Raw genomic sequence first — 17,068 nt, 5'->3', positions numbered from 1 at the left:
ACAGCCTAGGCGGCGGCGCGCCCGCCAGCACGGATAGACGATGAGAGATTTGTAGGGTTATCATCTCATTGTATTGAGTTCGGCCGATCAAGGGAGATCACGATGACCGCGTCCGTCGCACGCGAATCCACCGGCGCGCGAACGCTGCCGCCCCGCCGCCCGATCGAACCGGGCACGCAGATGTGGGAACAGACCGGACTGGTCACCTTCTCCCTCACCGCGGGCTCGGCCTTCCTTTTGCAGACCATGGAGCCGACCATCTCCGCCGTGGTGGACGAGTACTCCACCTTCCGCACCGACCCGATGGGCCGCGCCATGCGCAGCCTGGCGTCGGTGATGATGTGGGTCTACGGCGGCGATGAAGCGCTCGCCGAGGCCGACCGGCTGCGCGAACTGCACGCGTCGCTCAACACCACCGACGCCAACGGGGTCCGGCACACCGCACTGTCCAGCGGTCCGTGGGCCTGGGTGCTGCACACCGGGACATTCGCCTTCACCGAGAGCGCCAAGTACTTCGCCAAGCGCCCGCTCACCGAAGCGGACAAGGAGGCGTACTTCCAGGAGACGCTGCAGTTGTTGCGCAATTTCTCGGTAGCGCCCAAGGAAATTCCCGCGAACTACGCCGAGTTCGAGAAGTTCTTCGATGAGACCGTCGCGAACCATCTGGTCGCCACCGACACCGCCCGCGACTACCTGCGGGTGATCCGCTCGGTCGCGCCGCCGAAGCATCTGCCGCGCGCGCTGCATCCGGCCTGGAAGGCGGCCGTGGCGCCGATCGGCTGGCTGCAGTACTTCGTGACGGTCGGCACCACGCCCGAGGTCGCCCGGCAGAAGCTGGGCCTGACCTGGACCGAGGCCGACGAGCGCAAGCTCCGCGTGATCGGCTGGCTCATCGCGCGACTGGTTCCGCTGCTGCCGGAGCGGTTGCGCTACTTCCCGATCGCCTACGAAGCCCGCCGCCTCGAACGCGACCGGCAGCGGCTGCGCAAGATGATCGACCTGCGTCCGATCTGATCTCTGCGCGCAAGCCGCCGCGAAAGTTCCGTCCCGCCGTCACATCCGCTGAGCCCCGCCGCACCCCGGTCGACCCGAGTCGACCGGGGTTGCTCGGGTTGTACGCCGAAAGGCGAAAGGACCGGCGTCCGCGGGTTGTCTCGCGACGCCGAATCACCGCGACGGGCCATCGCTGAGCCGAGCACGGCTGCGCCTCCGACGGTTCGCTCCCGTATGTTCCGATAGGCGAGCGCTCCGGAACTACCGTCCGGTCCGCTCCGCCGTCGCGGCGGACGCCGGGGCCGTAATAGCTGTGTCACAACGGATTCGAGCCGCTGACCTGCGATGCGCGTTCGCGCGCGCACCCGAAGGCACGGCGCGCCGTAACGATTCACGGCGCGCTGGTATACGTATCTCGTACCCTACGACAGCGTTTCGGCTCACCTCAGCCGGACGGCCAGCACACTCATGCTCCACCTTGCACATCGAAAGGCGCTCTCCATGTCCCACAAGCCCAGTGTGCTGTTCGTCTGCGTGCACAACGCGGGCCGCTCGCAAATGGCCGCCGGGTTCCTCACCGCCCTCGCGGGCGACCGGTTCGACGTGCGGTCGGCGGGCAGCGCGCCTGCCGAGACGCTCAACGCCACGGTGGTGGACGCGATGGCCGAAATCGGCATCGACATCTCCGGCCGCACCCCCAAACCGCTCACCATGGACGCGATCGGCATCTCCGACGTGGTGGTCACCATGGGCGCGGGCGACGCCTGCCCGTTCTTCCCCGGCATCAGCTACCGCGACTGGATGCTGCCCGATCCCGCGGATCAGACCATCGACGTGGTGCGCACCATTCGCGACCGCATCCGCATCCTGGTGGAGAACCTGATCGCCGAACTCGTCCCGGCTCCCGCGCGCTGAGCGCTGTCCGATTCGTTCAAGACGGCGGTGCGCAGCGCTGCCTACGCTGCCGGTATGACTCCTCAACTCGACGTCATCGGCATCGTCGTCAGTGACATGGCCGCCTCGATCGCCTTCTATCGCCGCCTCGGGCTCGATTTCCCGCCGGGCTCCGAGCAGGAAGGGCATGCCGAGGCGGCCCTGCCCAACGGTCTGCGGCTCGCCCTCGACACCGAAGCCGTCATCGCGTCGTTCCACAGCGGATGGACGCCCCCGACCGCGGCGGGCCGGCTCGGGATCGCCTTCCGGTGCGCCGATCCCGCCGAGGTCGACGCCGTGTACACCGAACTCGTGGACGCCGGATACCACGGCGAGCTGAAGCCGTGGGACGCCTTCTGGGGTCAGCGCTACGCGGTGGTACTCGACCCTGACGGCAACGGCATCGACCTGTACGCCGCGCTGCCCTCCGCCGCCGGGTAACACCTCAGGCATCGCTCACCTGCGCGCGGGACATCGGAAACTCCGCTCGAGGCCGGACTTGCCGAGGTGGAAGCGCCTGGGATCGAGTTCGGTGACTCGCGCTTCGGATCATCTAGGAGTGCGCGAGCAACTCGCCCAGCGGGATTCCCGCCAGGGCGCGCACCTCCCGGGACAAGTGGGCTTGGTCGGCGAACCCGGCCTGGGCCGCGGTGTCGGCGAGCGGCACACCGCCGCGGGCCGAGGCGAGCGCGCGTTGCATGCGCAGCACCCTCGCCAGAGTCTTGGGGCCGTAGCCGAAAGCGTCCAGGGAGCGCCGGTGCAGGGTGCGCTCGCCGAGCCCCGCCGCCTCGGCGACCGCCGCCACCGGCCAACCGGCCGCCAGCGCGCCGACCACCCGCCGCAGGAGCGGATCGGCCGGTTCGGCGTCGGCCGCGCGCCGCAGCACGATCCCTTCGAGCACTGCCGCCGGGTTGTCGGCGTCCGCGAGCCGTCCGACCAGCGACCGGACCGCCGCAGACGGCCATAGTTCGGCGAGATCGACCCGCTGATCGCGGATCTCGCGTGCGGGGACGCCGAGCAACGCGGGCGCGGTACCCGGGAAGAACCGGACGCCGACGTACCGGCCGCCTGCCGACACCCGGGGATGGTGGGCGCGGGTATCCGGCCCCGCGACGATGAGCCGACCGGCCATCCAGATCAGATCCATGCACCCATCGGGCAGCACCGGCAGCGCCGGGCCACGGCCGTCGACGGTCTTGGTCCACAACACCGCGCCCTCGTACCGCGACGGCCGCTCACGATAGGCGGCGACCTCGTACACGCCGCCGACGCTACTCCGAACCACCGACAGGCCCCGCTGCGCGCCGCCCGAGCAGGCCGGGCGCTCGTCCGGACCGGGGAATCAGCGCTGCGGCGGGGCGATCGGGACGATCCCGCGCGGCACCACCCGCAGGTAGGGATCACGGTGCGCCGCAGCGATCTTCGATTCCGGATCTTTGCACGCGACGGTGACGTCACCGTTCGGCGCGGAGGAGAACGTCCACACCGTCACCCATTCCGCTCCGCCGATGGTCTCGGGCTTCTTCGCATCCGACGAACGCAGATCTTCGTTCCGACCGGAACTATCGGTCACCGTGCAGCGAATGCTGTTCGCGTCCGGCCCCCACGCCACGGGCGCCTTGATATCGAGCACCGCGTCTGCGGGCACCGGCACTTTCTTCGATTCGCCCAGCAAAATACGGACCCCGCTGTCCGCCGCCTCCTCGTCACGCGCCTCGCTCGTCGTCGCCGAAGCGCTCGGCGCAGCGGCCGCACTCGTCGACGTCGGTTCCCCGCTCGCCGACGGTTCGTCGGAACATCCGGACACGGAGGCGACGACCAGCGCGGGAATCGCCATCCAGCTCATTTTCACAGTCAGACCTCTCGTCGCGCCCGCACGCCAGGCGATTGATTCGGATCAGCCAGGCACTGAGCATGACAACGGCGCAGCGGAAAATCTCGGATACACGCCGAGAAACTCGGCAATCCGACCGCAATCTCCCGAAACCGCACCGCTGAGAATGAAATCGGATCGAATTATCGATCCCCTCGTTACGCTCACTGATCAGATCCGGGCAATCGGTGTGCGGCCGAATGGTTCTCGTATCTCGCCGAGCGGTCCCGCACCGGTTGCCGGGATCGCACGCATGGCCGTTCGGCCCGCCCGCTGGGAGACCCGATCACTTCGCTCCGGCCACCGGTCGGCCGAGCCGGGCATTTCCCGTCGAACCGCTGGTCCGCATAGTGTGGCGATAGCGATCATCTGGAGGACCACCATGGCGAGACCGTCGCTGAAGTTCGCCCCGCACCGCGTCCAGTACCGAGCCGCCGCATGGAACTGACCCACAGCGACGTGAAGGCCGCCGCCGAACGGATAGCCGGGCTCGTCCGGCCGGTCGCCGTGGCGCGAGCCGACCAGAAAGGCGAACTGTGGTTCGCGCTGGAATTCCTCCAGCACACCGGAAGCTTCAAAGCCCGCGGCGCGCTGAACTTCCTGCTCACGCATCGGGAGAACGGCACCCTCCCGCCGGTGGGCGTGACGATCGCCTCCGGCGGCAATGCGGGACTCGCCTGTGCGTGGGCGGCCCGCAGTCAGGGCGTGCCCGCCACAGTGTTCCTTCCGACCACCGCACCGCGCGTCAAAGTCGACCGCCTCGCCTCCTATGGCGCAGACGTCCGTCTGGTGGGCACCCAATACGCCGACGCGCTGGCGGCCAGCCGCGATTTCGCCGAGGCCACCGGCGCCCTGCTCTCGCACGCCTACGACAACCCCCTCATCGCGGCGGGCGCCGGCACCCTGATGACCGAGATCCACGAGCGAATCCCGGACCTCGACGCCGTCGTGGTCGCCGTCGGCGGAGGCGGATTGTTCTCCGGCGTGGCCACTGCCGCCGCCGGCTACGGCATCCGGACCGTCGCGGTGGAGCCCGCCCGCTGCCGCGCGCTGCACGCCGCGATCGCGGCAGGCGAGGTCGTCGACGTGGAGGTCGATTCGGTCGCCGCCGACTCGCTGGGCGCCCGCCGGGCCTCGGAACTGGCGCTGACGGCCGCGCGGCGCTACCGGGTGGACTCGGTGCTCGTCGAGGACGCCGCGATCGTCGCGGCGCGCCGCGGTCTGTGGGCCGAACGCCGCATCGCCGTCGAGCACGCCGCGGCGACCGCCTTGGCCGCGGTACTCGGCGACGAGCCCGCGTTCCGGTCCGCGCCGGGCGAGCGGGTGTGCGTGGTGCTGTGCGGAGCGAACACCGATCCGTCGGATCTGGCCAGGTAGGACCGTCCGCCACGCCGTGTGACGGTTCCTCGGCGTATTTCCGACGAATCGGACGACACGGCGTTAGGCTCGCTGTCGTCTTCGATCCCGACGGAAGGCACAGCATGGCGCATACCTCACATATGGTTCCCATCGGCACCCCGCTACCCGACTTCTCCCTCCCCGATCTCGACCAGCGGATCTACTCCCGGGCGGACTTCGCGGACGGGCCGGGTCTGCTGGTCGTGTTCGCCTGCAACCACTGCCCGTACGTCAAGCACATCGAGGCGGCGCTCGGCGAACTGGTCGACTCGCTGCCGTCCATGCCGACCGTGGCGATCTGCACCAACGACGCGGCCGCCTACCCGGACGACGCGCCGTTGCGGCTGCGCGACCAGGCGATCCGGGCGGGGTGGACCTTTCCCTACCTCGTCGACGAGGCCCAGGACGTCGGGCGGGCTTTCCGCGCCGCCTGCACCCCCGACTTCTTCCTCTACGACGCGAATCTCAGACTGGCCTACCGCGGCGCCTTCGACGAATCGACGCCCGGGAACGGGAAGCCTCTCACCGGAGACGACTTGCGCACGGCCGTCGAAGCCGTACTCGCGGGCGCGCCCGCCCCGGAACCGCACCGGCCGAGCATGGGTTGCTCGATCAAATGGCGAGACGCCTGAGCCCCTTTCCGCGTTCGCGCACGCGCCGCAGCGCGGTGCGCCAGGCCAGCTGCGGCACCGCGGCCGACAATCGGGCGAACTCCCCGAAGTTGTCCGGCTCCACCACGGTACGGGCCTGCTGAGCGGTGGCGGCCCGCCGGACCGCGCGCGACGCCTTGCTGACGTGGCCGGCGTCGTACGGCGGTTGCGGGTCGTACTCGATGATCAACTGAGCCGTCTGCGCCTGCTCCGTACCGAAGGTCTCGCCGACCAGCCACAGGGCCAGATCGATGCCCGCGGAGACCCCGGCGGCCGTGACGATCTTCCCGTCGCGCACGATCCGTTCGTCCGGCCTGGCGTCCGCTCCGAGCCCGCGCAGCGCGGACTGGGCCAGCCAGTGCGTCGTGGCGGGCCGTCCGTGCAACAGTCCGGCCGCGGCCAGCACCAGCGACCCCGTGCACACCGAAGTCGTCCAGCGGGTGCCCCGGTGCGCGGTGCGCAGCCAGGCCAGCAGGGCGTCGTCGATCGCGGCCGCCGCCGAGCCCGGACCTCCGGGCACGAGCAGGATGTCCGGCGCGGGCGTCTCCTGGAACGAATGCGTGGCGCCCAGCACGAGCACGCCGCTGTCGGTCGTGATCGGCCCCGGCTCGTGCCAGACGAAGCGGACCTCAACGCCCGGCGCGAAGCGCAGCACCTCGTAAGGGCCGATCGCGTCGAGCGCGGTCATCCCCGGATAGGTCACGATCGCGATCCGCACCGGCTTGCCCGGCACGCGCTTTTCGGATTCGGTCATCGTCGACCCCGTTCGCCGAAACGCTATGAAACGAGAAGAGAATAAGCGTTTCACTGTGCCGAACCGGTGTCAATCGCCGCCGGTAGCGCCATGGTGGGCGCGGCGGAACAACCGAAGCGATCCGCGCGCGAAACCCGTTCCGGGCGATGATCCGGTGCTGCCGAACCGGCCGCGGTGCGGAAGACTGTTCGGCGACAACGGGGATCGAAAGGGGTGGACGTGGCGACGATCGTCCTCGTACACGGCATCGCGCAGGAACAAGAATCGGCCGACACCTTGGAGGCGCGCTGGTTGCCCGGCCTCGCGGGCGGGGTGCGCAATCACGGCGCCCCCGAACTCGCGGATCGCCTGTGGCGCAACGGTTCGCCCGGTGACCTGACAACCCGCATGGCGTTCTACGGCAATCGGTTCCTGGTCGAAGGCGCGCAAGGTACGGGCGCCGAACTCGACGACGCGCAAATGGACCTGATGGAGCAGCTCGCCGCCGAATGGCTGGCGACCGCCACGGTGCACGCGGGCGACGAGCGTGACCGGGCGACCGCCCGCCGCCTCGGCATCGCGCCGCCGCCGGACGCGGTGGCGCAGGGACCGCAGGCGCGGCTGCGGCCCGCGCTCAACGCGCTGATGCGGTTGCGGTGGTTCGCGCCGTTCGGTTTCGGGTTGGCGCAGAAGTTCGTCATCGGCGCCCTGTCACAGGTCGCCCGCTACTTCACCGACGACGACGTGCGCGAGTACGCCCAGCGGCAGGTGCTCGACCAGATCGGCCCCGACACCCGCCTGGTCGTCGCGCACTCGCTCGGCAGCGTGGTGGCCTACGAGGCCCTGCACCGCACCGCCCACCCGGTGACCCTGCTGACCATGGGTTCGCCGCTGGGCCTGCGCACGGTCGTCTACGACCGGCTGCGCCCGCAGCCTTGCACCGTGCCGCGATCGGTGACGTGCTGGCACAACCTGGTGGACGAGGACGATCTCGTGGCAGCGCACCTGGACCTCACGCCGTTCTTCCCGCCCTGTCCCGGCGGCGCCGTCGTTCCGGTCACCGAACAGCACTTCGACAACGGCGCGTCGCCGCACGACTCGACCAGCTATCTGATCAAGGCGGTCACCGGCGGCATCGTCGCGAAAGCGCTCGGACCCTAGCCGAGTCCCGCCCGGCGCACGGCTACCGAACGCTCTGCGACAGATGGGCTTTCGCGTCCTCGTAGTCCCCGGCGGGCGCCGCCTCGTCGCGGGTGTAGACCAGGTGCAGCACGCCGGTGTCGAAAGTCTCCGAGGACAGCAGCCGCAGCGCGACCGTGGGCGCGCCGTCCTGGAACAAGCGCTCGCCCTTGCCGACCGCGATCGGGTGCACCAGCAGGTGCAGCTCGTCCAACAGTCCGGCGGCCAGCAGCTGACGGACGACCGAGACCGACCCGCTCATGCCGATGTCCCCGCCCGGTTCGTTCTTCAACGCCGTCACCGCTTCGATCAGATCGCCGCGAAGCACTTCGGAGTTGCGCCAGGCGAAGTCGAGATCCTGGCGCGTCACCACGATCTTGCGCGCGTCACCCAACTTCTTCGCGAACGCCGCGTCCGCACCGCCCGCCGCCTCGCGCTCCGGCCAGGCGCCCGCGAAGCTGTCATAGGTCACGCGGCCCAGCAGCAGGGTTTCGGCGGCGCCGAGCTGGGCATCGACCGCCGCGCCCATGGCGTCGTCGAAGTACGGGAAGTGCCAGTCCTGCGGGTCTTCCACGACGCCGTCGAGCGCGATGAACAGACCGGCGGTGATTTTCCTCATGTGCGTTGCTCCTGGATCGGGGGGCGATGTCGTCGCTTGATCCGACGGGACGACGCGCGAGAACTCATCGGTCGGCCCGCGCGATTCGGCTTCGCCCGGTACGAACGCGTGCTACCCGGCTCGGTGCGCACCCGAGCCGTGGAAGGCCGCCCGGTAGCTGTGCGGACTCGTCCCGACCACCCGTTTGAAACGATCGCGGAACGCGGTCGGCGAACCGAACCCGACCTGGCCGGCGATCCGGTCGACGGGATGGCTGGTGGCTTCGAGCAAATGCTGGGCCTGCCGGATTCGCGCGCGCAGCAACCACTGCAACGGCGTTGTCCCGGTGTGCTCGCGAAAGCGCCGGTTGAGCGTGCGGGTGCTCATTCCGGCATGGGCGGCGATGTCGTCGAGGGAGAGATCCCGCGCGCAGTTGTCCTGGATCCACCGCAACACCGGCTCCAGGGCCGAGCCGCGCGGCGTCGGCGGCTGGTCGTGCACGATGAACTGCGCCTGCCCGCCTTCCCGCTCCAGCGGGACGACGGATTTCCTGGCCGCGTCGGCCGCGACCGCCGAGCCGTAGTCCTTGCGGATCATGTGCAGGCACATGTCGATACCTGCCGCCGCGCCCGCGGAGGTGAGCAGCGCGCCGTTGTCCACGTACAGCACGTCGGGGTCCACGTCGATGTCCGGGTGCCGGGCCGCGAGCGCCGCGGCGGCGAGCCAGTGCGTGGTCGCGCGGTAGCCGTCCAGCAATCCGGTCGCGGCCAAAATGAAGGCGCCGGAACAGATCGACGCGATGCGGGTGCCCGCGGCCGCCGCCCGGCGCAACGCATCGAGCACTTCGTCCGGCACCGGCAGGCCCGGGTCGGCGCAGCCCGGCAGGACGATCGTGTCCGCCTCGGCCAGCGCGTCGAGCCCGCGCGGCGCTCGCAGCGTGAACACACCGGCGTCGACCGCGGGCGCGCACGCGCAGACCAGCACGCGGTAGGCGGGCCTGCCGTCGGGCAGCCGCGTGCGGCCGAAAACCTCTACCGGCGTGGCCAGATCGAAGGCGATCACCTGGTCCAGGGCGAGTACGACCACGGTGTGCATGGCCATAGCGTAGTAGGACGGTCGATTCCAGCCAACGGCGAGCACTTGCATGTCTGTCCCGTATTCGCAGTTCAGGAGAATGGCGAGAATTGATCGGTATATGGCACTTTCGCCAATTCCTCCTGCGTCCCATCCTGGCTAGTGTCGCCGCCGTGACGAAGTTCCTGCTCTCGGTCCATGTGCTCGCCGCGATCATCGCCGTCGGCCCCGTAACGGTGGCGGCCAGCATGTTTCCCGCCACCACCCGCCGCGCCCTCGCCGAGCCCGCCACCGGCCACAGTCCCGCCGTCCTCGGCACACTGCATCGCATCTGCCGGGTCTACGCCCTGCTCGGCCTCGTCGTCCCGGTCTTCGGTCTGCTCACCGCGCTCAGCCTCGGCGTGCTCGGCGACACCTGGCTGGTGGTGTCGATCGGATTGACCGCCGCCGCGGCGGGTGTGCTCGCACTGCTCGTGCTGCCCGGGCAGCAGAAGGTGCTGGCCGACCTCACCGGGACCACACCGACGGCGATCCGCCGCCTCGCCATGGACGCCGGTGTGTTCAACCTGCTGTGGGCGGTGGTCACCGTCCTGATGATCGTCCGGCCGGGCTCGACGACCGGAGCGTGAGGCTCACTCGGGCAGGTAGCGGACCTCCATGGTGCGGTCCAGAACGATCATGATCGGGCAGGCCACCGACAGCAGCAGCGCCTGGCTGGTCGAGCCGAACAGCATCCCGGCGAACCCGCCGCGGCCCCGGCTGCCGACCACGAGCAGCTGGGCCTGCTCGGAGCGTTCGAGCAGGCAGCGCTCGGGCCGGTCGGTCACGATCTCGCGCCGGATCTCCACTTCGGGAAAACGCTCCTGCCAGCCGGCCAGGCTTTCCGCGAGCACGATCTGCTTCTCGGCGTCGTCGGTGCGTTCGGCACTGTCCGAGACGACCGCGACGCCGGTCCACACATGCAGCGCCAGCAGGCGCACATCCCGCGCCGAGGCTTCCTGCAGCGCCGCTTCGATGGCGGGCTCGCTGATCTCGGTACCGTCCACGCCCACGATGATCGGCTGTTTCCTGGCTGCCTCGGTGAGCGGCGCCCCCTCCCGGACCACGACCACCGGGCAGCGCGCCCGCCGCGCCAGCGCCGCGCTCACCGATCCGAGCAGGGCACGCCGCACGGTGCCGCGCTCGCGGGTGCCGACGACCATCATCCGCGCCGCGCCGGTGCGATCCAGCAGCGCCGGACCGACCGGCTCGTGCACCAGTTCGGTGCTGATCTCGATGTCGGACAAGGCTCTGACCGCGATGCGGGCCTCCTCGCGCGCGGTGTCCAGCACCCAGCGGCCGTGGCCCTCCAGCCGCGCGTAGTCGGTGCTGGTGAGCGGTTCGGTCACGCCGGGGCCGTAGTCGGCGACCGGATCGAGGACGTGCACCAGACGCAGCGGCGCCCGGTGCTGCGCGGCGGCCTGCGCTCCCCACGCGACCGCCGCCGCGGAGCCGGCGGACCCGTCCACACCGACGACGATCGGGCGGTTGCTTCGCATGCTCACTTCCTCTCCGGACGAAAGACCGAGCTCGGCCCGGCCGATCACTACGGGCGCCGCGGACCCGCGGACGGCGGCGTCAACCGCCGAGAACGGCGCACGCGTAGCCCAGGTGGACGCCTTCACCGACCCGGAGGTCGATGGCGGCCACGTAGGGTGCGTAAGGCTCCTGCACGGCGCTGATCGTGTGCGGTCCTTCCGTGGCGGGCACCCAGTCGATCAGGGCGACCCCGCCGGAGGGCCGGACCACGCCGAACGGAACACCGTTGTCGTAGAACACCACCGGGGCGAGCACGTCGGTCACGGTGGCCCGCGCGGTGTAGCGGCAGCCCGTCCCGTAGTTCGTCGCCAAACCGAAGTTCAGGCCGGGATACATGCCGACCTGGGTCACCGTCGCTCCGGCCGAGGGCGGTTCGCCCATCGTGATCGCCGCGACGGCTCCGATCGCCGCCACTGCCGCACCAACTCGTCTGCGCATTCGGGTAGGTCCTAACGGTCGTGAGTCGCTCTTCGTCGAACGGACGCCGGCCACGCGCACCGGCGCGACCATTAGATCCTCACTCCCGCCCGGCCTCGACGGGGCGCGAACCGCCGAATCTCGATCGCATCGGCACATCCGGCGCCGCCTGACCGGTCTGGTGTCGTCCGCACGTGATTGTGTGTCCGGAGGTCTTCCCGAGAACGACGGAGGTGCGGCTTGGTAGCGATCGATTTCGAGCGGAGTGTGCGCGGAACGAGGCCGGTGTCCGTCTGGCGTTCGGTCGCGGCGCAGGGGCTCGGTGGCGTGCCGCCGACGGCGCTGGTGCTGGCGGGCATCGTCAGCGTGCAGGTGGGCGCGGCGGTGGCGAAACAACTCTTCGCGACGACCGGCGCGGCCGGGGCGGTCATGCTGCGGCTGGTCTTCGCCGGAATCGTCCTGCTGGTGATCTGGCGCTCGTCGCTGCGGGTCGCGCGGGGTGCGCTGCCGGTGGTGCTCGGCTACGGGGCGGTGCTCGCGCTGATGAACCTCTCGTTCTACGAGGCGATCGACCGGATTCCGCTCGGCATGGCGGTGACCATCGAATTCCTCGGACCGCTGACCGTCGCCCTGGCCGGATCGCGGCGCTGGATCGATCCGCTGTGGGCGGTGCTGGCCGGAGCCGGGGTACTGCTGCTGACCCGAGCCGACGGCGACGTGGACTGGGCCGGGGTGCTGTTCGCGCTGGCCGCCGCGGTGTGCTGGGCGGGCTACATCCTGCTCAGCGCCGCGCTCGGCGAGCAGACCAGCGGCGGCGGCGGGCTGGCGCTGGCCATGGCCTTCGGCGGGCTGGTCATGCTGCCGGTCGGCGTCATCGACGCGGGCGCCGCGCTGTTGCAGCCCGCCGTGCTCGCCACCGGATTCACGGTGGCGTTGCTGTCGTCGGTGCTGCCGTATTCGGTGGAACTGGAAGCGCTGCGCCGGATCCCGCCCCGCGTCTTCGGGGTGCTGATGAGTCTGGAGCCCGCGGTGGCGGCGATCGCGGGATTGTTCGTCCTCGGCCAGGTCATGAACCTGGGGCAGTGGTCGGGCGTGGCGTGCGTGGTCGCGGCCTCGGCGGGCGCCACGCGGACCGCGGCGAAGGATTGAACCGCCGGTCGGGCGCGGACTTCCCGCTCAGCGCTGCTGCCGGGACACCCCTGGCTGCCCGCTGTCCCGGTGCTCGGCACGAGCGGCCTCGGGGTTGTCGGCGATCAGGCTGCCGAGCAGGGCGAGGGAGCGCTCCGAGGGCGAACCCGGTTCCGCGTGGTAAGCGATGAGCAACTGGCCCGGCGCGCCGTTGACGCTGAACGTCTCGTAGGACAGCGTCAAGTCTCCGACCATGGGGTTGCGGAACTGTTTGACGCCCGCCGTCTTCGCTCGGACGTCGTGGCGTGCCCACAACTGCCGGAACTCCTCGCTCTTCAGCGACAGCTCCCCGACCAGTTCGGTCAAGCGAGGATCGTCCAGATCGGCACCCGCGGTCGCCCGCAGGCTCGCCACGGTGTCGGCCGCGATCGTCGGCCAGTCCGCGTAGAGATCGCGCGCCTCGGGGTCGAGGAAGACCATGCGCACCTGGTTGACGCCCGGAACGGAGCACGAGTTGACCGCCGCCGCCAGCGGATTCGCCGCCAGGACGTCCAGGTATCTGCCGAGCACCAGCGCGGGCGTATTCGTCCACGCGTTCATCAGGCGCACCAGTCCCGGCGCTGCCCGTTCCGGCCGTCGCGGCGCACGCGATCGCTTGACCGTGGGCCGCGCCAGCTCTCGCAGATGCGCCGTGCCCTCCTCGTCCAGTGCGAACACCCGCGCCAGCGCGGCTATGACCTGCTCGGAGGGATGCCGGTCACGCCCCTGTTCCAGGCGCACGTAATAGTCGGCGCTCACCCCGGCCAGCAGGGCGATCTCCTCCCGGCGCAGTCCGGCGACCCGCCGCTGACCGCCACCGGACAACCCGAAATCTTCCGGCCGGACCAGCTGGCGGCGCGCACGCAGGAACGCGCCCAGTCGATTGTCGGACTCCATGATCCGAGCCTAAATGAGCGGCCGGGCGCCTGGGTGGCCCCGCGACTACCAGGAAGTCCGCAGCCTGTCAGGCAGGCGCGCGGGGGCGCAACGTAGTGGACATGACGAACAACAACCTCACCGGCCGCGTCGCGGTCGTCACCGGAGCTTCGAGTGGAATCGGCGCCGCGACCGCGCGGCAGCTCGCCTTGGGCGGCGCCAAGGTCGCCCTGCTGGGCAGGCGCAAGGATCGCATCGAAGAACTCGCCGCCGAGATCGGCGGGGACGCGCTCGCGGTGGTCGCCGACGTCGCCGACCAGCAGTCCGCGCGGGACGCCGCCGCCACGGTGCGGGCCGCGTTCGGGCCCGTCGACCTGGTCGTCGCGAACGCGGGCGTGATGCTCGCCGCACCGTTCGAGTCCGCGCTCACCGACGAGTGGGACCAGATGGTCGGCACCAACATCAACGGTCTGCTCTACACCGCGCGAGCGTTCATCGATGACCTGCTCGCGGCCGCGACCGAGGGCGGGCAGGCGGATCTGGTGCTGGTCGGCTCGATCGGCGGGCACACGGTCTTCCCCAACTACGCCGTGTACACCGCCACCAAGGCCGCGGTCGCGCACCTCACCCGCAACCTGCGGGCCGAGTTCGGGCCGCGCGGCGTGCGGGTCAAGAACATCGAGCCGGGCTTCGTCGGCACCGAACTCGGCGCCGGGATGCAGGACGAGCAGCAGCGCGCCGGGCTGGAACAGTGGCGCACGGCGATCAAGATCCTCGAACCCGGCGACATCGCCGCCGCGATCGCCTACGCGGTCGGGGTACCCGAGCACGTGAACATCGCCGAACTCGTCGTCGTCCCGACCCAGCAGGGCTGAACACCGGCTCGTCCGCCGCTGCCGTCCGGCGGATGACCGACGTTGTCCCCCGTGTTGCGCCGCGCCCGGCTCGAGGACGCCTCGGCATCGCCGAAGCCGAGAGCCGGGTCGGCGCGACGCGGGCTGGGCAGCCCCGCCGACACGCAGCAAGCCGGATCGACGCCACGCACACCTGGGGCAACGCCCCCGACACCCAGCTAGCCGGGCCAGCGCGACACACCTGCTCAACGCCCCGACACCCAGCTAGCCGCACCAGCGCGGCACATGCCTGGGGCAATGCCCCGAGACCCCCGTCGGTTGTCCGACGCCGGACGCGCGGAGTAGGCGATGGGCTCGGCGACGCGACGGTCCGACCTCCTTGTCGCAGCGAACTCATCAGCAGGCTCGCTTCCACCGGCTCTCGTTCCACCCCGCGCTCTGCACAGTGGCTGGCGCTCGTCCAAGATGACGCCGCCCGGCTGCCGACCGCGGGGCGCCTAGTCGGCCCACCCGGGCCAGGGCCGCATGCCCTCGTCGCCGCGGATGTAGGCGAGGCGGCGCAGCGCCTGCGGCTGCTGAGCGGGGTCCTCGGCGGCGGCCCGCATCGACCGCAGGGCCATCCGGAACTCCTGGATGTCGCGCAACAGATAGAAGCCGTCCCAGCGCATCACGTCGCGCCCGTACCCGCCGCAGAATTCGGCGTACTGCTCGACAGTGATCCGGGCGGCGGTCCAGCACTCGATCGCCGCCTGCACCAGATCCCACTCCGGCGGGCCGATCATCGCCCCTGCCATGCCGACCAGGATCACGTCCCCGTCGTCGCCGACCACCACACTCCGGTCCCAGTCGGCGCCTTGGACCACCGACCAGGGCAGGCCCGCCGGGAGCGTCTTCCAGCGGCCGCGCAGTTCCTCCAGGTGTTTGTGCAGCCATCGCCGGTCGTCCTCGGACACGGTCCGCGCGGCGGCGATCTCCTCCTCCACCCGCGCCAGAGGCGCCATCCGGCGCAGCTCGAACCCGGGCAGCGGCAACCGGTGCAGCTGCTCCAGCGCCCTGGCCACTTCGGCGGGCGTGCCGGGATGGTGCGGCGGCAGGTCCTGCCAGAACGTCACCGGGCGGCCGTCGACCACCACCGGCTGCGGAATGTCCGCGACCACACGCGCCGCCGACACTCCGCAGGTCTCGAGCCATCGAGCCACGGCGACTTCCCGCCCGGTCACCAGCTTTTGCCCACGCTCGCCGATCCGCACGACGATGCCGTCGCGCAGCCGGTAGACGCCCTGCGTCCCCGCCGCCTCGGCATCACTGGCGTCGATGCCGACACTCACACACGCGGCACGCAGAATCGACCGCATCCCGTTACCCGCGATCCCTGCGGTCATGTCAGCCTCCCAAGCCCCGCGCTCCCCTCTCGGGAGCGAGAACGCATCTCGGCTTCGAGCTTCATGGCAGCCATCCAGACACCGTGGGGCTAACACCCCATTTTCCCTGCTCAGTGCACATTACTCAGGCAATTCCACGGCAGTCAGCAACCAAACAGAATCCGCCCGCTTCGCCCGAATTGCCGCTTTCCCGACAGAGGCGATCGCCCTTGGCGCACTCAAGAACGCTTCGTTGCCCCAGCGGCCCCGCCACCCGGAACGCCGCGCTGAGAATCGGGGAGAACCACATACCGGAACCGGGGCGGGGAGACCGATCAGTCCTGCGCCCGACAACGCAACCACAGACACGGGGGCGGAAGCCCGCCGGGCGGGGCGTGGGATTGCACCCCACACAACCCGCAGCACCTTGCTGTATGTCGTGGACGACATATCGTTGGTGCGTGAGCGAAATGTTCACCATCGAGATCGAGATCGAGGTGCGGGACTGGCTAGAAGCGCTGCCGGCCAGACACTTCCTCGAGGCCGAGGAATACTTCGGCCTGCTCGCCGAATAAGCAGAGTCGCTGGGAGAACCCTATGCCCGGTATCTCGGCGACGGGGTGCGCGAGCTACGCCCAACACTGGATGGCGCGGCCATCCGCATCAGCTACTGGCTCGCACCGGGACGACGAGTCATCCTGCTGACAATGTTCCGCAAGACTCGTATGCGAGAAGATGCCGACGTCAAACGCGCGAAACTCGCCCAACAAACCTGCCAGGCCGAACATGAGGCGGCCCATCAAGAATTCATCCGCACAATCGAGAAGGGAGAACTGGACCGATGAGCCACGCACGTTGGAAAACGCTCCGGGAACGCAAACTCGCCGAGAACTACACCGAACCCGACGATGTCACCGAGGCCCGCCGCGAAATTCGGCTCTCCATGGCACTGGCCCAAGCTGTCTACGACCGCCGGACCGAACTCGGCCTCACCCAGGGGGACCTCGCCGAACGTGCTGGCCTGACCCAAGCCAAAATCTCGCGCATCGAAGGCTCCGACACCGTGCCAACCCTCCCCCTACTCGCCAAACTCGCCGACGCCCTCGACGCCACCCTCAACATCGCCCTCGATGCCGACGACACCCGAGTGAACTTCACCGGTCACCACACCGACGCTGCCTGAGCACAAGTAGCCGCTCCGATGAGGTTCGGCATCGCCAGCACACTCGACTGTGAGCGGCCGTCAAGGCGGACACGTCGTGAGAATCGAACCGAACGAACACAGACAAGACCAGCTCAGCGATACATGCGCTTTGTGGACCTTGCGGGAACTTACTCGAGCCATGACCACCAAACGCAACCACAAGCCCGGGGGTCCGGGGGC

General features: G+C 69.9%; 21 protein-coding genes. 12 read left to right on the top strand and 9 right to left on the bottom strand.

Annotated features, from left to right (window positions below; genetic code table 11):
* Positions 1–102 precede the first annotated feature (102 nt).
* The 3 genes from HOV91_RS22525 to HOV91_RS22515 all read left to right on the top strand — a co-directional run bounded on the left by HOV91_RS22525 (position 103) and on the right by HOV91_RS22515 (position 2,367).
* Positions 103–1,014 carry an oxygenase MpaB family protein gene (locus HOV91_RS22525; RefSeq protein ID WP_174187405.1) on the top strand — a complete coding sequence of 304 codons (912 nt, stop codon included), beginning with the start codon at positions 103–105 and terminating at the stop codon, positions 1,012–1,014.
* Positions 1,015–1,494: 480 nt separating this feature from the next.
* Positions 1,495–1,908, top strand: coding sequence for an arsenate reductase ArsC (locus tag HOV91_RS22520; RefSeq protein WP_174187404.1), 414 nt, complete (start codon positions 1,495–1,497; stop codon positions 1,906–1,908).
* Between the two features lie 54 nt (positions 1,909–1,962).
* Positions 1,963–2,367 (top strand): VOC family protein, encoded by a 405-nt coding sequence (locus HOV91_RS22515; RefSeq protein WP_174187403.1) that lies wholly within the window; start codon positions 1,963–1,965, stop codon positions 2,365–2,367.
* Positions 2,368–2,479: 112 nt separating this feature from the next.
* Here HOV91_RS22515 and HOV91_RS22510 read toward each other — a convergent pair whose 3' ends face one another.
* Both HOV91_RS22510 and HOV91_RS22505 read right to left on the bottom strand, forming a co-directional pair.
* Positions 2,480–3,187: a helix-turn-helix domain-containing protein gene (locus HOV91_RS22510; RefSeq protein WP_174187402.1), complete on the bottom strand. Its 708-nt coding sequence runs from the start codon at positions 3,185–3,187 to the stop codon at positions 2,480–2,482.
* 81 nt (positions 3,188–3,268) lie between these two features.
* Positions 3,269–3,499 carry a hypothetical protein gene (locus tag HOV91_RS22505; protein ID WP_174187401.1) on the bottom strand — a complete coding sequence of 77 codons (231 nt, stop codon included), beginning with the start codon at positions 3,497–3,499 and terminating at the stop codon, positions 3,269–3,271.
* A 10-nt stretch (positions 3,500–3,509) separates the two neighbouring features.
* Between HOV91_RS22505 and HOV91_RS22500 the strand changes: the two genes are divergently transcribed.
* The 3 genes from HOV91_RS22500 to HOV91_RS22490 all read left to right on the top strand — a co-directional run bounded on the left by HOV91_RS22500 (position 3,510) and on the right by HOV91_RS22490 (position 5,829).
* On the top strand, positions 3,510–4,247 hold the full coding sequence (locus HOV91_RS22500) for a hypothetical protein (RefSeq protein ID WP_174187400.1): 738 nt from the start codon (positions 3,510–3,512) through the stop codon (positions 4,245–4,247).
* Positions 4,238–5,176 carry a threonine/serine dehydratase gene (locus HOV91_RS22495; RefSeq protein ID WP_174187399.1) on the top strand — a complete coding sequence of 313 codons (939 nt, stop codon included), beginning with the start codon at positions 4,238–4,240 and terminating at the stop codon, positions 5,174–5,176. Before HOV91_RS22500 ends, HOV91_RS22495 begins: the two co-directional genes overlap by 10 nt.
* Before the next feature lie 122 nt (positions 5,177–5,298).
* Positions 5,299–5,829 (top strand): thioredoxin family protein, encoded by a 531-nt coding sequence (locus tag HOV91_RS22490; protein ID WP_246350567.1) that lies wholly within the window; start codon positions 5,299–5,301, stop codon positions 5,827–5,829.
* Here HOV91_RS22490 and HOV91_RS22485 read toward each other — a convergent pair.
* Complete coding sequence (locus HOV91_RS22485; protein ID WP_174187397.1) at positions 5,810–6,601, bottom strand: DJ-1/PfpI family protein; 792 nt, start codon at positions 6,599–6,601, stop codon at positions 5,810–5,812. The genes HOV91_RS22490 and HOV91_RS22485 overlap by 20 nt on opposite strands.
* A gap of 219 nt (positions 6,602–6,820) precedes the next feature.
* Between HOV91_RS22485 and HOV91_RS22480 the strand changes: the two genes are divergently transcribed.
* A complete protein-coding gene (locus tag HOV91_RS22480) occupies positions 6,821–7,741 on the top strand; it encodes a hypothetical protein (RefSeq protein WP_174187396.1) in 921 nt (306 codons plus the stop codon).
* Between the two features lie 22 nt (positions 7,742–7,763).
* On the opposite strand, the gene HOV91_RS22475 is transcribed toward HOV91_RS22480, so the two are convergent.
* Positions 7,764–8,378 (bottom strand): dihydrofolate reductase family protein, encoded by a 615-nt coding sequence (locus tag HOV91_RS22475; RefSeq protein ID WP_174187395.1) that lies wholly within the window; start codon positions 8,376–8,378, stop codon positions 7,764–7,766.
* A gap of 111 nt (positions 8,379–8,489) precedes the next feature.
* Positions 8,490–9,452, bottom strand: coding sequence for a GlxA family transcriptional regulator (locus tag HOV91_RS22470; protein ID WP_174187394.1), 963 nt, complete (start codon positions 9,450–9,452; stop codon positions 8,490–8,492).
* Positions 9,453–9,604: 152 nt separating this feature from the next.
* Between HOV91_RS22470 and HOV91_RS22465 the strand changes: the two genes are divergently transcribed.
* Positions 9,605–10,060, top strand: coding sequence for a hypothetical protein (locus tag HOV91_RS22465; protein WP_174187393.1), 456 nt, complete (start codon positions 9,605–9,607; stop codon positions 10,058–10,060).
* Positions 10,061–10,063: 3 nt separating this feature from the next.
* Here the strand turns inward: HOV91_RS22465 and HOV91_RS22460 are convergent, their stop codons facing one another.
* Both HOV91_RS22460 and HOV91_RS22455 read right to left on the bottom strand, forming a co-directional pair.
* Positions 10,064–10,969, bottom strand: a complete 906-nt coding sequence (locus HOV91_RS22460) for a universal stress protein (protein WP_174187392.1) — start codon at positions 10,967–10,969, stop codon at positions 10,064–10,066.
* A gap of 79 nt (positions 10,970–11,048) precedes the next feature.
* Positions 11,049–11,447, bottom strand: coding sequence for an Ig-like domain repeat protein (locus HOV91_RS22455; RefSeq protein ID WP_174187391.1), 399 nt, complete (start codon positions 11,445–11,447; stop codon positions 11,049–11,051).
* A gap of 264 nt (positions 11,448–11,711) precedes the next feature.
* Between HOV91_RS22455 and HOV91_RS22450 the strand changes: the two genes are divergently transcribed.
* Entirely contained in the window at positions 11,712–12,575 is an 864-nt protein-coding gene (locus HOV91_RS22450; protein WP_312884734.1) for an EamA family transporter, read from the top strand.
* Positions 12,576–12,602: 27 nt separating this feature from the next.
* On the opposite strand, the gene HOV91_RS22445 is transcribed toward HOV91_RS22450, so the two are convergent.
* On the bottom strand, positions 12,603–13,490 hold the full coding sequence (locus tag HOV91_RS22445; RefSeq protein WP_174187389.1) for a helix-turn-helix transcriptional regulator: 888 nt from the start codon (positions 13,488–13,490) through the stop codon (positions 12,603–12,605).
* Positions 13,491–13,591: 101 nt separating this feature from the next.
* Here HOV91_RS22445 and HOV91_RS22440 point away from each other — a divergent pair, with 101 nt between their 5' ends.
* Positions 13,592–14,344, top strand: a complete 753-nt coding sequence (locus tag HOV91_RS22440; protein WP_174187388.1) for an SDR family oxidoreductase — start codon at positions 13,592–13,594, stop codon at positions 14,342–14,344.
* A gap of 476 nt (positions 14,345–14,820) precedes the next feature.
* Here HOV91_RS22440 and HOV91_RS22435 read toward each other — a convergent pair whose 3' ends face one another.
* Complete coding sequence (locus tag HOV91_RS22435; RefSeq protein ID WP_246350565.1) at positions 14,821–15,705, bottom strand: phosphotransferase family protein; 885 nt, start codon at positions 15,703–15,705, stop codon at positions 14,821–14,823.
* A gap of 563 nt (positions 15,706–16,268) precedes the next feature.
* On the opposite strand from HOV91_RS22435, the gene HOV91_RS39520 reads away from it, so the two are divergent.
* Together HOV91_RS39520 and HOV91_RS22425 are read left to right on the top strand one after the other, a co-directional pair.
* Positions 16,269–16,529, top strand: a complete 261-nt coding sequence (locus tag HOV91_RS39520) for a type II toxin-antitoxin system RelE/ParE family toxin (protein ID WP_281370924.1) — start codon at positions 16,269–16,271, stop codon at positions 16,527–16,529.
* Positions 16,526–16,867, top strand: coding sequence for a helix-turn-helix domain-containing protein (locus HOV91_RS22425; RefSeq protein ID WP_174187387.1), 342 nt, complete (start codon positions 16,526–16,528; stop codon positions 16,865–16,867). Before HOV91_RS39520 ends, HOV91_RS22425 begins: the two co-directional genes overlap by 4 nt.
* Positions 16,868–17,068: the final 201 nt, after the last annotated feature.

The organism is Nocardia barduliensis (genome assembly GCF_013315795.1).
In the GTDB taxonomy this organism is placed as follows: domain Bacteria; phylum Actinomycetota; class Actinomycetes; order Mycobacteriales; family Mycobacteriaceae; genus Nocardia; species Nocardia barduliensis.
This window is presented reverse-complemented; position numbering and strand designations above follow the sequence as displayed.